The following is a 17,630-nucleotide window of genomic DNA, read 5'->3' as shown; positions in this document are numbered from 1 at the left end:
TTAATCAAATTTTTTAACTATTAGTGCAGAATTGGTTCCCCCGAACCCAAAAGAATTCGACAAAAATACATCAATTTTTTGATTTTTTGTTTTGGAGACTAAATTTATCTTTTGAGCCTCATTATCAGGATTTTCCAGGTTAATATTCGGAGCTACAAAATCATTCTGCATCATCAGAATTGAGTAAATAACTTCACTTGCACCAGCCATCCAGCACTCGTGTCCCGTCATGGATTTCGTAGAACTTACCGGAACTTCACTTCCAAAAATCTCATAAATGGCTTTGGCTTCATTGGCATCACCAATAGGAGTGGAAGTTGCGTGAGCGTTGATATAATCGATATCTGAAGCTTTCAATCCGGATTGTTTCAAGGCTCTGTCCATTGCTAAAGCCGGCCCATCAACGTTTGGAGTTGAAATATGCCCGCCGTTTGATGAGAAACCATAACCTATAATTTCAGCAATGATAGGAGCTCCTCTTTTTTGAGCAGATTCCAGACTTTCAACAATTAAAGAAGCAGCTCCACCACTTGGAATTAAACCATCTCTATCAACATCAAAAGGCCGTGATGCTTTTGTAGGTTCGTCTTCTTTTGCTGAAAACACACCTAATCCATCAAAGCTGGCCATAGAGTATTTGTTGGTTTCCTGAGCACCACCACAGATAATCATATCCTGAAAACCATTCTTAATCATCATATAAGCCAATCCTAAGGAATGTGAGCCACTTGCACAGGCTGCACTGATGGTAAGATTAATTCCTTTCAGCTTAAAGATCGTAGAAAGGTTCATGGTTACTGTTGAATTCATTGATTTAAAAATCGCACCCGATCCCATCAATGTTGTATCTTTCTTTTCTCTTGCAATATCAATAGACTCTACTACTGCCTGAGAAACACTGTCGTTTCCGTATAAAATCCCAACTTCATGGGCATCTAAAAAGCCTTCATCAAGATGGGACTGCTTCAAGGCATCAAGGGTAGCAAGATAAGCGTATTCACTTTCTTCTCCCATGCTTACACGCTGGCGTCTGTTCAAAAGGTTCTTTAAATCAGGCTTTGGAACAGTTCCTGTAAGTCCTGATCTGAAACCGAACTCTTTTCTGTCCTGATCCAGGACAATACCGGATTTTCCTTGATATAGGGATTCCCTGACCTCTTCTAAAGACGTCCCGATGCAGGAATAAATTCCCATTCCGGTAATTACAACCCTATTTTCCATTTGATTATATTGAATTTAACAATGTAACAGTCTAGCAATGTAACCTAATTTTCATTGACAATCAATCAACATCGGTACACTGATACATTGGTATATTGTTAGATTATTTATGAGTAAATTCCTCCGTTAATATTAATGACTTCTCCTGTAATGTATGAAGATTTTCTGGATGCTAAAAACGCTACAAGATCTGCAACTTCTTCTGCTTCACCAAATCTGTTGGCAGGAATCATTGCTTTCAATTCATCTTCATTGAACTCCTGAGTCATATCAGTTTTGATAAACCCTGGCGCTACTGCATTTACAGTAATATTTCTTTTAGCAACTTCCTGTGCAAGAGCTTTTGTAGCCCCTACCAATGCTCCTTTAGCTGCGGAATAGTTCGTTTGCCCAGCTGTTCCTTTTACTCCGGATACTGAAACCATATTGATGATTCTTCCGTATTTATTACGAAGCAATTTTTGAATAAAGAAATTAGTAACATTGAAGAAACCATCTAAACTGGTGTTGATTACACTACTCCAGTCTTCTTTCTGCATCCACATAAACAACCCGTCTCTCGTAATTCCGGCATTATTAACGATAACTTCTACCACAGCTTCAGGATTACTCTCCTGCCATGCTGTTAATACCTGCTGTACTTCTTCGGTATTTCCTACATCAAACTTAAGAATTTCTCCTTTAGCTCCTAATTCTTCTACTTTAGCCAAAGTTTCCTTTGCTGCAGCTTCATTGGAAGTGTAGTTAATTAATATATGGTAGTTCTTCTCTTCAGCCAGTTTTATACAGATTGCCCTCCCGATTCCTCTGGAGCCTCCTGTTACAATTGCACATTTCATGCGTTAGTGTTTATTTTGTTTTAGTTTTTTTAAGTTACTTTGTTTTTCTTTTTTAAAGACAATTGATGAGAGCTAATAATTACATTGCCTTTAAATATTTCTTTACTTCCTCCAGATACGGATACATGACCATATCATCTGAAAATGCAGGAATTATTTTTCTGATCGCATCATACAGTTCTTTTGTAGATGATGAAATCTCATTCTGGAAACCAAGATATTCAATAGCCTGAACGATAGTAATGGCTTCAATGGCTAATACTTCGAAGGCATTTTCAATGACCTTTCTGCAGATAACCGCTGCATTGGTTCCCATACTTACAACATCCTGATTATCGTTATTATTCGGAATACTGTGAACATACATAGGATTAGACAACATCTGGCTTTCCGCCGTAGTGGAAGTTGCTGTAAACTGTACCCCCTGCATCCCGAAATTGAAACCTAATTTACCTAAATTTACAAAAGGAGGCAAGATTTCGTTGATTTTAGCATTTAAAAGATAGTTCAACTGTCTCTCAGCCAACATCGTAAGCTTGGTTACTACAATTTTCAGTTTGTCCATTTCCAAAGAAATATAGTCTCCGTGGAAATTTCCTCCGTGATAAACATGTTGATCTTCAACATTGATGATCGGGTTATCATTGGCAGAATTGATCTCATTTTCAAGAACTTTCTCTGTATATTCTAATGTATCCAATACCGGGCCTAAAATCTGTGGAACACATCTTAAAGAATAATATTCCTGTACTTTTTCTTTGAATACTTTTTCCTGTTCTTCAAAGTGAGTATACAAATGGTCTGCTCTTTTTCTGATCAGCTTACTGTCTGCAAGATGAGCACGCATTCTTTCTGCTACTTTCTGCTGACCGTAATGTCTTTTTGTTCCGTTTAATGCTTCTGATAAATGATCGTCATAAGCCTGAACAATTTCATTGATGGCACAAGAAAGCTTAATAGAAATATCTGTTAACTGATTCGCTTTATAAGCGTTTACAATACCAATTCCTGACATTACTGAAGTTCCGTTCATTAGAGCTAGCCCTTCACGGATCTCAACTTGTATTGGCTGTAACCCTTCTATTTCAAAAACGTCTTTAGTAGATTTTCTTTCTCCTTTGTAGAAAACTTCTCCTTCTCCAATCAATACCAAAGCAAGGTGAGCCAGCTGAACAAGGTCACCGCTTGCTCCTACTCCTCCATGTTCAAAGATCAACGGCGTAATATCTCTGTTGATAAGTTCCTGAAGAAGATAAATAACAGACTCATGTACTCCTGAGTTTCCTAATGATAAGGTATTCATTCTTGCCAGCATACAAGCTTTCACTTCCTCAGCAGGCAAAGGATTTCCGATACCTGAAGAATGGCTTCTGATAAGGTTATACTGAAGCTGGTGTGTATCCTCATCACTGATCTTGAATTGAGCCATAGGCCCAAAACCGGTATTCACACCATATATTACTTTATTTTTTGAAAACTCCTTTAAAAACTGAAAACTTGTATTCACTCTTGATAAAAGTGATTCATCCAGTTCTATTTTTTCATTCCCAATGATAATTTTTTGAAAGTCTTTCAGTTCTAAAAAGTTATTTATTTTCATCAATTAAAAGTAATAGTTGATAATTTTGTAAAATATTAATTATTTGTCACTAATTTTGCGGCAAAGATAAAAGTTATTATTAAAATAAAAAATCAAAGATGAGCAAAGAATTTGTTGACGTTCTTGTAATCGGAGCTGGACCTTCCGGATGCGTATCTTCATCATACTTAAAGAACAATAACGTCAGCGTAAAAGTTGTCGAAAAGACAAAATTCCCAAGGCTGGTAGTTGGTGAAAGCTTAATTCCAAGGGTAATGGACCACTTTGACGAGGCGGGACTTTTCCCTGCACTGGATAAAATGGGCTTTGAAAAAAAACTGGGTGCCCGTTTCCTTCGTGGTGACGAAGTCTGCATTTTTGATTTCAGCAATAAATTCGGGGAAGGCTGGGACTGGACCTGGCAGGTTCCTAGAGCTGATTTTGATAATACCCTGGCTCAGGAAGTGATTAATAAAGGAGTAGACCTTGAATTTGAAACGGAAGTTATCGATATCAAATTCAATGGAACAGATTCTATCACAACCGTAAAAACTAAAGAAGGAGAAACTAAAGAAATCCACGCAAAATTCGTGATTGATTCAAGCGGTTACGGAAGAGTTTTACCTCGTTTGCTTGATCTTGAAAAACCTTCAAAACTTTCACCTCATTCTGCTATCTTTTCCCATGTAAATGACACTAACAGAGAACCTGGTGAAGAGGGAACTTTAATTTCTTTTGATATTATTGAAACCGAAGTATGGCTTTGGGTAATTCCTTTTTCCAATGGAAATACAAGTTTAGGGATTGTAGGCCCAACTGAATATATTGATCAATTATCTGAGAACGGAGATGCTGCCGAGGCTTTAAGAAAAGCAATTTCCCTTTCAGATTATTATGTAAAACGTTTTGGTGATGTAGAGTTCCTTTTTGAACCAAGACACCTGAAAGACTATTCATGTTCTGTAAAAGCATTATTCGGAGACGGATTCGCCTTAACCGGTAACGCTTCGGAATTTCTTGATCCTGTTTTTTCTTCTGGAATGGCTTTCGCTACAGAATCAGGAATGCTGGCTGCTAAACTGGCATTAAGACAGCTGAATGGTGAAAAAATCGACTGGCAAACAGAGTACACAGATTATATTTTATATGGTGTGGATGTCTTCACTACTTATGTAAAAGAATGGTACACCGGAAATCTTCAGGAATTATTCTTCCATCAACCTGAAAACCCGGATGTAAAGAAAAAGATATGTGCTGTATTAGCGGGATATGTTTGGAACAAAGACAATCCTTTTGTGAAAAAGCATGATACGGTGGTTAAAAATCTTGCCAACCTCATCAAACTGGAAAAAGAACAAACTCAAGAATAAAAAAAGCGGTCTGAATTTCAGACCGCTTTTTATTTTACGGATTTTCTTATTTCTTTTCCAAGATACCTTCCTGTTGATTCATATACCGTGGCAATTCTTCCATACTCCATGACTTCATCTTTACTTTGAATAAATTTATCAAATTGGTTCAAAGCCACTTCAGCTAAAACCACGGAAGGGTTACCGGCTTCCACCAATTTTATTGTTCCGCTTATTTGCGCTTCCATCACTATCAGTCCGCCATGCCAGCCCGGCAAAAGCCATTTTGTATCTACAATCAAAGTATACTGAGCTGAACCATCCTTTTTAAATGTGACATCTTTATAGTATTTGCCCAACCCTTTTATAAAATGATTGATATACTCTTCTTTTTTATATCGTTCCCATTCTCCAATCCATTGTTTCCACGCTTCTTTTCCTCTTTTAGGATTAGCAAGAACATCTTCTTTCCTATTTTCCAGGTATTGAGCTTCTGTAAAGTTTTCTTTCATAAACAATACATTATCAAATTTAAGCTCTACATTCACTTCTTTCTGATCTTTTAAGGCTTGAAAGTTTCCTGAAATGAGTTCCATTTTCTCCTGTCCGAAAGCCATTACCATCATGGTAAGCAAGGTCAGCAACAATATTTTTTTCATGTGTATTAGTTTTGCTATTTAAATATATAATAAAAGAAAGCTCCCACTCTCTTTATATTCAATTTTATCTTAAATCAATAAAAGTGATTGGTTTTCTGCTATTTGGATTGAAAACAGTTTTAGAAAGAATATCAAAATTGATGATTTCAATTTTTGGACTCACCCTTAATTTCGCACGGAAATGGTCTCTTACTTCATTCACAAATTTTTCATTTTCCTGATCTGTACTTAACTTGATGATAATTTCATCTAGTCCGATTTCATTAGCCTGAATCACAATCTGATAACACAGAATATTGTTGAAATCATTCAGAATATCATTCATGGCAGGTGGATACAATGTTGTTCCTTTATACTTGATCATCTGTTGTTTTCTTCCGATCACCGGCCCCAACCGAAGTGTATTTCTTCCGCATTGACATGGTTCGTAATGGGCTTTTACAATATCTCCTGTTTTAAATCTCAGCAAAGGAATGGCTTCTACTCCCAAAGTGGTTATGGTAAGTTCTCCGCTTTCACCTTCTTTTACAATATTTCCCTCATCATCCAGAATTTCTGTAATAATCAGCTCAGGATGATGATGTCCTCCAATCTGAAACTCACACTCTGTAAAAGCAGTACTCATTTCTGTAGAAGCATAGGTAGAAAAGAGCTTGATATCCCACTTTTCTTTAATCTTCTGAGAAAGAATATTATCTGTAAAATCCTGATTTTTGATACTTTCTCCAATACATACAGCCCCGTAAACACTTGAATTTTTATAATCCAACCCATGTTTTTCTGCATAATCAATCATTTTCAGTAAAAATGATGGTACAGTAATCAGGTATTTCGGTTTATATCTGAAAATAGAATCCCATTGCAGTTCCGGAATTCCCGGCCCCATTCTGACAACACTGGCTCCCATTTTTCTTAATCCTAAAAAATAAGCGAGTCCTGCCATGAAGCGTTTATCGATGGTAGTAATCATCTGGACTACATCTCCCTTCTGAATCCCGGCACAGGCAAAAGATATCGCTTCATTGTAGGCCAGCCGTTCAAGATCTCCATCAGATAACCCAAAGGTCACCGGATCCCCTAAAGTTCCTGAAGTTGTGCTATAGTCTACAATTTTATCTGGTGAAATACAGAAAAAGTCATGATTATACTGCTGCAAATCATTTTTTGATGTAGTAGGAATCTTCTGCAGATCTTCCAATCTCCGAATCTCTCCAACATGGATGTTTTTTTCTTTAAACAGCCTCTGATAAAAAGGGGAGTTCTCTTCAAGGTAAGCCAGAAGCTGCTGAAGTTTTTCTTCCTGAAACGCCTTTATTTCCTGAGTGCTCGATTTTTCGATAAACGGGTGAAATTCCAATGATTTTAATTTTTAAAGGACAAATTTATTTAAAATTAGAAGATTGAAACAGTAAAAGATCAAAAGATTATACCTTCCCAATCATTTATCTCTGAAACGTAAAGGTCTGTATATTGGTATTTCCTGCACTATTAATGGTAGTTACTTTTAAAGTATGAGAACCTGAACCTTTTGGACATTTTTCATCAAAAATAGAGACAAAATCATTTTTTACCCGGGCAAATCGTAGCCACTTCCCATTCAATTCAGCTCTGAATGAAATAATATCACCTACTTTTGTGCTTCCTTTTAACCGTAAAGAACCACCGTTTACAATAGCACCTTCTTTCCAGTTTGATGAAACTGATGGCAGGCTGTTATCCAATATCAATTCCGCAGTGCCCAACCTGTTGAACTGAGCTTCTGCCTGGTCACCATTCCATTTTACTTTTACGGCATCTTTATCACTTCCATAATTAAACAAAGCCACTACTCTGTCTTTTTCGTCTTTGGAAAGCTTCCTGTTAGGTTTTATTTTCAAGGTGTAATAATCCTGAACCGGAAGATATGGATTCTGCAAAACAATGGTATTGGAAACAGTGTTTTCATTACCACTGTTTTTTTCATACATATTAAAATTTACAGCATCATACATCGCATTTTTACTGAAGTTGATTTCTGCATTTTCAGTGGTAAGAGTTTTCCCTTCATTAGGTAAAATCGTTTTTCCGGAAGTTGCAATTCCGCTTCCGGCATTAGTTAACTGAACTTTTGTAGTTAATCGGCTGGTATTTCCTTTTACATCTTTCAAAACAATTTCAATATTGTGAACGTTTTCATCCAGAAGGTTGATAATTCCTGACAGATTGGGCACACTGTAATTTTGCAGTTTCATCCCTTGTAATGAAGATAAATGCTGAATTCCTACTTTATCTCTGATGAATTTAGTGTAATCTATACAACCATTCAGATAGCGGGTATCATCATAGCTTATCTTATCAATGCTAAAACCGTAGATTAACTTTCCATCCATCAAAATTTCTGCCTTATAAATCCCCAGATTAAATCCCTGGTTGGCTTTATCTACGGCTTTAATTCCAAAACTTATCATTGGAGAATTAACTTTTACAACATCAGCAGTATAAGTATTTCCAACTTTTTTAACAGCAATCCCATTAGCTCCGGGCTCATAAGTGCTGAATCTGCGGTCATACCAATACAACCCACTGATAATAGGAGCTACAGAATCCGGAATATTAAATCCAAACAATAGTGGATTAAGACATTCTTCTGTTTTGGTATCCCTTATTTCAAAATGTAAGTGTGGTCCTGCTGAACCTCCTGTATTTCCACTCAAAGCAATAAGCTGTCCTTTTGCAACCGGAAACTGTCCGGGCTGGAATGTAATATCCTGTTCCCATTTTTCGTCTTTGTACTGCTTCTCCTTTACATATTCATCAAGCTTATCAAAATATTTATTCAAATGGGCATAGACTGTAGTAAAACCATTCGGATGGGTGATATATACCGCATTTCCAAAGCCGTAACGTTCTACTTTTATCCGGCTTACATAGCCATCTGCTGCAGCCAATACAGATAAGTTTTCCTGACTATTCGTTCTCAGATCCAATCCCATATGAAAATGATTGGTTCTTACCGCACCAAAATTGGCAGCCAACTGCATAGGAATATTCAGTGGGTTACGGAAATAGTTTTGTGGATAGTTATTTTGGGCCTGTGTGATAATTGTAGTGATTAAACAAATAGCAACTATCAGTTTGGAGAAAATTTTCATACAGCATTTGGGTTTAGTTCTACTTAAATATACGAGATTTCAAGCAATGATCGTGCTATTGTACTGTTTCAGATGGGATGTTTTTATTTTTAATCCCAGATGATGATGGATCAATCTGCGAAATCTGTTTGATCTGCGAGAGATTATAATTTAAGTTTTGGCTAAAGCCAATGGTTTTTTTCTATTTTTTACGCGGGCTAAAGCCCGCTTCTATTGAATTTCACCTGATTGAAAATACATGAAAAAGCTCAGCAGAGTTTCATATCAAAAGGCATAAAATATACACTCATTTGCTCTTCATTATTCACTTTTCCCTCCTCTTTTCATTTATATTTCTGAAATTGAAGTTTTTAATAGAAATTACCTACAGAAAACATATCTTATAAACCGACAAAATTTAGTAAATTTGCAGACTTAATTTATCAACGAATATTGAGATATTTACAATGAGCCAATTTAAAGAATACAAAAACCTCAACCTTATTGACGTAGCAGAGAATGTAGCGGAATTTTGGAAACAAAATAAAACTTTCAATAAGAGTGTTGAGATTCGTCAGGGAAATCCTGAGTTTGTTTTTTATGAAGGTCCGCCTTCAGCAAACGGTATGCCTGGAATTCACCACGTAATGGCAAGAGCATTGAAGGATATTTTCTGCCGTTACCAGACTCAAAACGGGAAACAGGTTTTCCGTAAAGCTGGCTGGGATACGCATGGTCTTCCTGTGGAACTGGGTGTAGAAAAAGAATTAGGAATTACTAAAGAAGATATTGGTAAAAAAATCTCTATTGAAGATTATAATAAAGCTTGTCGTGAAGCTGTAATGCGTTATACCGATGTATGGAATAACCTTACAGAAAAAATTGGATATTGGGTAGATCTTGATGATCCGTACATCACGTACAAGTCAAAATATATGGAAACCGTTTGGTGGTTGTTGAAGCAATTATATGACAAAAGCTTGTTGTATAAAGGGTACACAATCCAGCCTTACTCTCCAAAAGCAGGAACAGGACTTTCTTCTCACGAATTAAACCAGCCTGGAACGTATCGTGATGTTTCAGACACTACGGTTGTTGCTCAGTTTAAAGTGAAGAAAGATTCATCTGCTTTATTCAACGATGTTGACGGAGATGTACATATCCTTGCATGGACGACGACCCCTTGGACGTTGCCATCCAACACGGCCCTTACAGTAGGTAGAGATATTGAGTATGTTGTCGTTAAAACATTCAACCAATATACATTTGAGCCGGTAACGGTTGTATTATCAAGCGTTCTTTTACCTAAAGTATTCGGTAAGAAATATGCTGAAGGTACAGACGAAGATTTTGCCAACTACACTCCGGAAACTAAAGTAATTCCATTTAGAATTTTAAAAGAATTTACCGGAGAAAAGCTTGTTGATACAAGATATGAGCAATTAGTTCCTTGGTTTACGCCTAATGACAACCCTGAAAATGCTTTCAGAGTAATCTTAGGGGATTTCGTAACAACTGAAGATGGTACAGGTATCGTACACACAGCTCCTACTTTTGGTGCTGATGATGCGAGAGTAGCTAAAATGGCTCAGCCTGAGATCCCTCCAATGTTGGTAAAGGATGAGAATGACAACCTTATTCCATTGGTAGATCTACAAGGTAAATTCCTTCAAGGAGAAAATGTACCTGAAGTATTCTCAGGAAAATATATCAAGAACGAATATTACGATGAAGGAACTGCGCCTGAGAAATCTTGGGACGTAGAATTGGCGATCTTGTTGAAAACAGAGAACAAAGCCTTCAAAGTAGAGAAATATGTTCACTCCTATCCACACTGCTGGAGAACTGACAAACCGGTATTATACTATCCGTTGGATTCATGGTTTGTGAAGATGACTGCTGTAAAAGACAGATTGGTTAATCTGAACAAAGAAATCAACTGGAAGCCAAAAGCTACCGGAGAAGGACGTTTTGCCAACTGGTTAGAAAATGTAAACGACTGGAACTTATCCCGTTCAAGATACTGGGGTATTCCGTTGCCAATCTGGAGAACAGAGGATCTAAAAGAAGAAAAGATCATCGGTTCTGTAGAGGAACTTTACAACGAGATTGAAAAATCTATTGCGGCAGGTTTCATGACTGAAAACCCATTCAAAGGTTTTGAAGTAGGAAATATGTCTGAATCTAACTATGAATTGGTTGATCTTCATAAAAATGTAGTAGATAAAGTTGTATTGGTTTCTGATTCCGGAAAAGCAATGAAGCGTGAAAGCGACTTGATCGACGTTTGGTTCGATTCAGGTTCTATGCCGTATGCTCAATTGCACTATCCTTTCGAGAACAAGGAAATGATTGACAGCAACAAGGCATTCCCTGCTGACTTCATTGCAGAAGGTGTTGACCAGACTCGTGGTTGGTTCTATACGCTTCATGCGATTGGAACTGCTGTTTTTGATTCTGTTGCCTATAAAAATGTAATGAGTAACGGTCTTGTTTTGGATAAAAACGGACAGAAAATGTCAAAACGTTTAGGAAATGCAGTAGATCCATTCGAAACGCTTTCTGTTTACGGACCGGATGCTACACGTTGGTACATGATCTCGAATGCAAACCCTTGGGAAAACCTGAAATTTGATATCGAAGGAATTGATGAAGTAAGAAGAAAGTTCTTTGGAACTCTTTACAATACATATTCATTCTTTTCATTATATGCGAATGTTGATGGATTCAACTATTCAGAAAAAGAAGTGGAAAACCGTCCTGAAATCGACAGATGGATCCTTTCTGAGCTGAACTTATTGATAAAAGATGTAAAAGCATTCTACGAAGATTACGAACCTACAAGAGTAGCACGAGCGATTAATACATTCGTAAACGATAACTTGAGTAACTGGTATGTAAGATTATGCAGAAGACGTTTCTGGAAAGGAGATTATTCTGATGACAAGATCTCTGCTTACCAAACTTTATATACTTGTCTTGAAGTAGTAGCAAAATTATCTGCTCCTATTGCTCCGTTCTTTATGGATCAATTATATCAGGACTTAAATAAAGTAACAGGAAAAGAAAACTGTGAATCTGTACACTTAACAGACTTCCCGGTTGCTGATGAAAGTTTAATTGATCAGGATTTGGTTGAAAAAACACACTTAGCTCAGAACATTACGAGTATGGTTTTCTCTTTAAGAAAGAAAGAAAACGTAAAAGTTCGTCAGCCATTACAAAAAGTATTGATTCCTGTATTGGATGCTAAAACAGAAGCGCAGATTCTTGCTGTTGCAGACCTTATTAAGCAGGAAGTAAACGTGAAAGAATTACAGTTAATTAATGCTGAGGAAGCATCTCACTTAATTGTAAAGCAGATAAAACCAAACTTCAAAGCGCTTGGTCCTAAATTAGGAAAAGATATGAAGGTGGTTGGTGCTGAGATTGCTAATCTTACCACAGAACAGATTGCCGCTCTTGAAAAAGCAGGAAAACTGGATGTTCAGGGCTATGAGATCACACTTGACGATGTGGAAATCTCTACTAAAGATATTCCGGGATGGACTGTAACTTCCGATGGTAAAACAACTGTGGCACTAGATTTGACGTTAACCGATGAGTTAAAATCAGAAGGTATTGCAAGAGAGTTTATTAACAGAATTCAAAACCTGCGAAAAGAGAACGATTTTGAACTGACAGACAGAATTAATATCTCCATTGAAGAAAATTCACCTTTCCTTGAAGATATTAAGAAAAATGAGGAATATATTTCTTCCGAGGTCTTGTCAAATAAAATAGAAATTGTATCTTCACTTTCAAATTTTAACGAAATCGAAATCGATGAAGTTAATTTTAAGATAAATGTCGAAAAAAATTAACATGTAGTTATTGTATTTCAAATTCCATTTCATAATTTTATTAAAAAAGAGAAAAGAATATGTCAGACGAAAGAGTTAGATACAGCGATGCTGATTTACAGGAATTTAGAGCGATCATAAAAGAAAAAATAGAAAAAGCAGAGAAAGATCTTCAGCTAATCAGAGAAAGTTTCATCAATGACCAGAATAATGGGACTGATGATACTTCACCTACATTCAAAGCATTTGAGGAAGGTGCAGAAACTTTGAGCAAAGAGCAGAACTCTATTCTTGCAGGAAGACAGGAAAAATTCGTCCGTGATCTGAAAAATGCTTTAATCAGAATCGAAAACAAGACTTACGGTGTTTGTAGAGTAACAGGAAAATTAATTCCTAAGGAAAGACTTTTAGCCGTTCCTCATGCTACCTTAAGCATCGAAGCGAAAAACATGCAAAAATAGCCGTAAGGTTTGTAAAATAATATTGGGTTTATATTGTATCTGTGGATACTTTATAAACCTAATTTTTAATGTATACCCATGAGCGAAGTATTGATTTTGGTAATCATTGTGGCAGTAGTGCTGGCTTTTTTCAACAGAGAATGGATCAAGAATAGATTTTCTCCAAAGAAGCACACTTACTACACCATTGATGACCAGTTTAATTCTGATAAACGTGACCGGGAGAAAGAAATAGACAGATTGTTGAGTAAGATGGGCAAAAATGGGATCAACGATCTATCTGAAAAAGATAGGAAAAGACTCGACGAATTGTCCAAAATGTAAAAAATTAAATACTAAGAAATGGAATCAATCATAGTACATCCAAAAAATGCAATGGAGCTTAACGCACTGAAAGGTGTTTTGAAAGAAATGAACATTAAATTTGAGAAAGCTCACGTGAAAAGTTCATATAACGGACAAAAAGTGATTAAGAAAGCTAGCGATAATAAGAATGTAAAACCAGCTGCAAAACCTTCAAAACCTAAAGGACAACAGTAATGAAAAAGATCTTAGCTATCACATTTTTGGTGTTGTTGATAGACCAAGCCTCAAAAATTTATATTAAAACTCATTTCGAACTGAATGAGAGTATTCCGGTTATAGAAGGATTCTTTAATAAAACTTTTGTTGAAAATCCAGGAATGGCTTATGGCTTTCATTTTGGTGGCATTATCGGGAAATACTTCCTTGTTATTCTAAGGATTTTCCTGATCGGAGGAATGGTTTATATGTTTAAAAAATGGTTGAAAGAAGGAGCCTCCAACTATCTGTTGGTTCCAATGGCGATCATCTTTGCCGGAGCTATCGGAAACCTTATTGACGGAATGTTCTACGGAATGATCTTCGACAGCGGAACGGTTTATGACGCCAGCACTGACCGATGGATTGGCTACGGCGGAGTTTCAAAATTTGTTCCTTTTGGGCAAGGATATTCCACTTTTATGAAAGGATGTGTTGTAGATATGCTTCACTTCCCGGTAGTAGACTGGTATGTTCCGGATAGCTGGCCTATCATAGGCGGAAAGCATATTGAATTCTTTAAATATATTTTCAATGTTGCCGATTCAGCAATTACTGTAGGAGCTGCTTTCTTATTAATCTTCAGAAAAAAAGCATTCCCTAACGGACTTGAATTCTAACAGATGTATTTCGAATGAGAAAAACAATCAAAAATATTTTTAAATTTTTCCTGCTTCTTCTGGTCGCAGGAATTATTTTTATTGCCTGGGCCAATTACAACATTAAAAAGGACAGCGCAGCTTCTGTATCTTACAATATTGCTGATGTACCGGAAGCAAAAACTGCACTACTATTGGGAACTGGAAAAACGTTAAGCAACGGAATGCCCAATGCCTACTTCTATAACAGGATTAAAGCGGCTACCGCTCTGTACAAAAGCGGAAAAATTCAATACATTATCGTAAGTGGAGACAACAGCAGTAAGGATTACAATGAGCCTGAAGATATGCAGTTTGCACTTGTACAACGGGGAATTCCACAGGATAAAATCATTCTGGATCATGCAGGATTCCGAACTTTGGATTCAGTGGTGCGGGCTAAAGATATTTTTGGCCAAACCAAACTGACGATCATCTCTCAAAAGTTTCACAACGAAAGAGCGGTCTTCCTTGCCCAGAAAAACGGAATACAGGCCTTTGGGTATAATGCAGAAGATGTGAATAAATATGCAGGTTTAAAGACCAATTTAAGAGAGTATCTTGCCAAAGCTAAGGTATATTGGGATTTGATATTTGGAGTGGAGCCGAAATTTGGTGGGGAAAAGATTATTATTCCTTAGTATTAAAAACAAATACAATCACAAAAATGAGTGTCTTCACGTATCATTTAGTAAAAACAGATTACCTTTCTGCACTCAGAATTCTTTTTTCTTCACCAAAGTCAAGAAATATCTCAGGGTTAATTCACGCAGAAATTATGACGGTGATGACTTTAGGCTCTCCTATTTTTTCACCCTCCCGAATGTTGATAAGACAAATCGCTGTATTTGCACAATGGGAAGATGAAAGTGATATCGAAAATTTTTTAGCTAAAGACAGTTTAGGAAAAATTTTATCTGAAGGTTGGCACACAAGATTAACTTTTATGAGAAAATGGGGAAAATTCAACAAATTTGAAATTCCTGATGAAACCGCAGAATTTGAAAATCCGAATTCGCCAGTCGTTGCAGTTACCATTGCCAGAATGAAATTTTTGGAAATCCCTAGATTTATTCATTGGGGAAGACCTGTTGAAAAATTAGTTCGAGACCATCCGGCAACAACTTTATCTTTGGCCTCCATCAAATTCCCTAATACCATTTCCACTTTTTCAATTTGGAAAAATCAAAAAGAAATGACTGATATGGTTCATGGACATAGCAAAGTTCCAAAACCAGAAAGGCACGCCAACGCAATGAAAGAAAGAGATCGAAAAGATTTTCATTTCGAATTTACCACTTTGCGCTTTAAACCTATTTCAGAATTTGGGGAATGGAATGGGCAACACAACATTATTCCATATCTCAAAAACAACTAAAATGGGATTTGCTTATCCTCTACAGAAATTCCAGGACTGGTTTACTCAACAATGGGTAATTCTGCGTGGAAGAAAAATTAAGCCTGAAGACTCTCTCTGGCTAATGGGACCTTTTGGTAATTTGAATGCAATGAGTGAGGATTTTATTCATCAATTTGCAGAAAAAGAAAATCTAATTGTAGAAAAAGACTCAAAAGTAAAAGGTATTATTCCTTCAATGCTAAAGCTTAACTTATCTGAAGATGAGTTCTCCAATTTATCCAAAAATGTGATTGACTTCTATGAAAACACCTCAAATCATAACTTAAATTTTTCTATAAAATGGAATCCATATTTCAAATTTTTTGGAATTTTAATTAATAAATTATTCAGTAATAGAATTAACCAACTGAATATTCCTACAAAAGAAATTGACGGTTCAGAATCTCTAAAAAGCGAAATCATCAACCTTACCGATCCCAAGACCAATGAAATAAAATACACGTTTTGGTATCGTTCTATTGAATCGACCGGGCAGGTTATCTATTCCGGAGTTTATGGCATCAGCAATTTACCGTCAGGAAAAACTTGCGTAAAGGCTGTATTTCCTTTACCCAATGGGAATGCAACCGTGTTGATGACTCCTAGCGTCGGAAAAAATGGAGAACTGATTTTAGATTCTTCAGGAAAAAAATTTGGTGATGCTGGTTTTTATTTTTTACTTAAAGATTCTAAAGGTGAATATTGGTCACAATTTATGCGTTCATTCCGTGATTGTCTCATTATTGGTTCCGAAAATGATACTATATTAGCAGAACAAACTTTAACACTGTGGCATTTCAAGGTTCTTACTTTTATCTATAAAATTGAATTAAAGAAATAGGTTTATTGATCCAGAATTCTTCATTAAAGAAAAGAGTAGGAATCGAATAGTATAACGCAATTAGAAAGTAATTTTGCGTAAATTTGCAATTCATTAATTTTTAAATATAAATTTTAAACAAATGTCAAGAATTCTTACCGGCATTCAAGCCACCGGAACACCCCATCTTGGAAATTTATTAGGGGCTATTATTCCTGCTATCGAACTTTCTAAGCAGGAAGGAAATGAATCATTTTTATTTATTGCGAATCTTCATACTCTTACCCAGATTAAAGATGCGCAGACTTTAAGACAGAATACCTACGAGATTGCTGCGGCTTGGCTTGCTTGTGGATTAGATACCGAAAAAACATTTTTCTACAGACAAAGTGATATCGCTGAAACCTGTGAACTATCTTGGCATTTATCATGTTTTTTCCCTTTTCAAAGATTAACATTAGCGCATTCATTTAAGGATAAGGCTGACAGACTTCAGGATGTAAATGCCGGTTTGTTTACCTACCCTATTTTGATGGCTGCAGATATTTTACTGTATGATGCAGAGATAGTTCCTGTAGGAAAAGATCAGCTTCAGCATTTGGAAATTGCAAGAGATGTAGCTTCAAGGTTTAACAACCAGATGGGTGAAGTTTTTGTACTTCCACAATCTGAACTTCAGGAAGACACCAAATATGTTCCGGGAACAGATGGCCGTAAAATGTCTAAATCAATGGGAAATATCATCAATATCTTCCTGCCTGAAAAAGAATTGAAGAAACAGGTGATGAGTATTGAGTCTGATTCTAGGTCTTTAGAAGAGCCTAAAGATCCTGCAACTGATAAAACATTCCAGATTTATGAGCTTATTGCTACGTCTGAGCAGACTGAGGAATTAAGAGCAAAATATTTAGCAGGTAACTTCGGATATGGTCATGCGAAAAAAGAGCTTTTAGATCTTATTTTAGTTCGTTTTGAGAAAGAAAGAGAAACGTTCAATTATTACATGAACAATCTTGATGAACTAGAGGCTAAACTTCAGGAAGGTGCTGCAAAAACAAAACCGATTGCTCTGGAAACTCTTAGAAGAGTAAGAACAAGCTTAGGATACTAATTCTAAACTTTAGATATAAGAAATCGGCTGTCTCAATTCTG

Annotated in this window: 16 protein-coding genes; 10 read left to right on the top strand and 6 right to left on the bottom strand. The window is 36.4% G+C overall.

What is annotated here, in order from left to right; genetic code table 11:
* The 3 genes from BLS98_RS21030 to BLS98_RS21020 all read right to left on the bottom strand — a co-directional run bounded on the left by BLS98_RS21030 (window position 1) and on the right by BLS98_RS21020 (window position 3,660).
* Complete coding sequence (locus BLS98_RS21030) at window positions 1-1,221, bottom strand: beta-ketoacyl-[acyl-carrier-protein] synthase family protein (protein WP_089739154.1); 1,221 nt, start codon at window positions 1,219-1,221, stop codon at window positions 1-3.
* Window positions 1,222-1,328: 107 nt separating this feature from the next.
* Window positions 1,329-2,060 carry a flexirubin biosynthesis SDR family reductase FlxB gene (gene fabG / locus BLS98_RS21025; protein WP_089739152.1) on the bottom strand — a complete coding sequence of 244 codons (732 nt, stop codon included), beginning with the start codon at window positions 2,058-2,060 and terminating at the stop codon, window positions 1,329-1,331.
* Between the two features lie 79 nt (window positions 2,061-2,139).
* Complete coding sequence (locus BLS98_RS21020) at window positions 2,140-3,660, bottom strand: flexirubin biosynthesis tyrosine ammonia-lyase FlxA (protein ID WP_181575076.1); 1,521 nt, start codon at window positions 3,658-3,660, stop codon at window positions 2,140-2,142.
* 98 nt (window positions 3,661-3,758) lie between these two features.
* On the opposite strand from BLS98_RS21020, the gene BLS98_RS21015 reads away from it, so the two are divergent.
* Window positions 3,759-5,009: an NAD(P)/FAD-dependent oxidoreductase gene (locus tag BLS98_RS21015; RefSeq protein WP_089739148.1), complete on the top strand. Its 1,251-nt coding sequence runs from the start codon at window positions 3,759-3,761 to the stop codon at window positions 5,007-5,009.
* Window positions 5,010-5,038: 29 nt separating this feature from the next.
* On the opposite strand, the gene BLS98_RS21010 is transcribed toward BLS98_RS21015, so the two are convergent.
* The 3 genes from BLS98_RS21010 to BLS98_RS23725 all read right to left on the bottom strand — a co-directional run bounded on the left by BLS98_RS21010 (window position 5,039) and on the right by BLS98_RS23725 (window position 8,778).
* Complete coding sequence (locus BLS98_RS21010) at window positions 5,039-5,647, bottom strand: hypothetical protein (RefSeq protein WP_089739146.1); 609 nt, start codon at window positions 5,645-5,647, stop codon at window positions 5,039-5,041.
* Window positions 5,648-5,711: 64 nt separating this feature from the next.
* Window positions 5,712-7,004: a flexirubin biosynthesis putative acyl-CoA ligase FlxY gene (locus BLS98_RS21005; protein ID WP_089739144.1), complete on the bottom strand. Its 1,293-nt coding sequence runs from the start codon at window positions 7,002-7,004 to the stop codon at window positions 5,712-5,714.
* Window positions 7,005-7,089: 85 nt separating this feature from the next.
* The gene (locus BLS98_RS23725) at window positions 7,090-8,778 is read right to left on the bottom strand and encodes a M23 family metallopeptidase (RefSeq protein ID WP_089739142.1); all 1,689 of its coding nucleotides are present in this window, start codon (window positions 8,776-8,778) and stop codon (window positions 7,090-7,092) included.
* Between the two features lie 446 nt (window positions 8,779-9,224).
* Between BLS98_RS23725 and ileS the strand changes: the two genes are divergently transcribed.
* The 9 genes from ileS to trpS all read left to right on the top strand — a co-directional run bounded on the left by ileS (window position 9,225) and on the right by trpS (window position 17,589).
* Entirely contained in the window at window positions 9,225-12,620 is a 3,396-nt protein-coding gene (ileS, locus tag BLS98_RS20995) for an isoleucine--tRNA ligase (protein WP_089739139.1), read from the top strand.
* Window positions 12,621-12,679: 59 nt separating this feature from the next.
* A complete protein-coding gene (locus BLS98_RS20990; RefSeq protein WP_045501318.1) occupies window positions 12,680-13,060 on the top strand; it encodes a TraR/DksA family transcriptional regulator in 381 nt (126 codons plus the stop codon).
* A 78-nt stretch (window positions 13,061-13,138) separates the two neighbouring features.
* The gene (locus BLS98_RS20985) at window positions 13,139-13,384 is read left to right on the top strand and encodes a DUF6576 domain-containing protein (RefSeq protein WP_089739137.1); all 246 of its coding nucleotides are present in this window, start codon (window positions 13,139-13,141) and stop codon (window positions 13,382-13,384) included.
* A gap of 18 nt (window positions 13,385-13,402) precedes the next feature.
* Entirely contained in the window at window positions 13,403-13,600 is a 198-nt protein-coding gene (locus BLS98_RS20980; protein ID WP_089739135.1) for a DUF2683 family protein, read from the top strand.
* On the top strand, window positions 13,600-14,241 hold the full coding sequence (locus tag BLS98_RS20975; protein WP_045501324.1) for a lipoprotein signal peptidase: 642 nt from the start codon (window positions 13,600-13,602) through the stop codon (window positions 14,239-14,241). Before BLS98_RS20980 ends, BLS98_RS20975 begins: the two co-directional genes overlap by 1 nt.
* 14 nt (window positions 14,242-14,255) lie before the next feature.
* Window positions 14,256-14,900, top strand: a complete 645-nt coding sequence (locus tag BLS98_RS20970; RefSeq protein WP_089739133.1) for a SanA/YdcF family protein — start codon at window positions 14,256-14,258, stop codon at window positions 14,898-14,900.
* Between the two features lie 26 nt (window positions 14,901-14,926).
* Window positions 14,927-15,637: a hypothetical protein gene (locus tag BLS98_RS20965; protein ID WP_089739131.1), complete on the top strand. Its 711-nt coding sequence runs from the start codon at window positions 14,927-14,929 to the stop codon at window positions 15,635-15,637.
* A 1-nt stretch (window position 15,638) separates the two neighbouring features.
* Complete coding sequence (locus BLS98_RS20960) at window positions 15,639-16,499, top strand: hypothetical protein (RefSeq protein WP_089739225.1); 861 nt, start codon at window positions 15,639-15,641, stop codon at window positions 16,497-16,499.
* Window positions 16,500-16,620: 121 nt separating this feature from the next.
* Entirely contained in the window at window positions 16,621-17,589 is a 969-nt protein-coding gene (trpS, locus tag BLS98_RS20955; RefSeq protein ID WP_089739129.1) for a tryptophan--tRNA ligase, read from the top strand.
* Window positions 17,590-17,630: the final 41 nt, after the last annotated feature.

The sequence above is a fragment of the Chryseobacterium jejuense genome (assembly GCF_900100075.1).
Classification (GTDB): Bacteria; Bacteroidota; Bacteroidia; order Flavobacteriales; family Weeksellaceae; genus Chryseobacterium; species Chryseobacterium jejuense.
The sequence above is the reverse complement of the archived record's forward strand: the minus strand, read 5'-3'. Positions and strand labels throughout refer to the sequence as shown.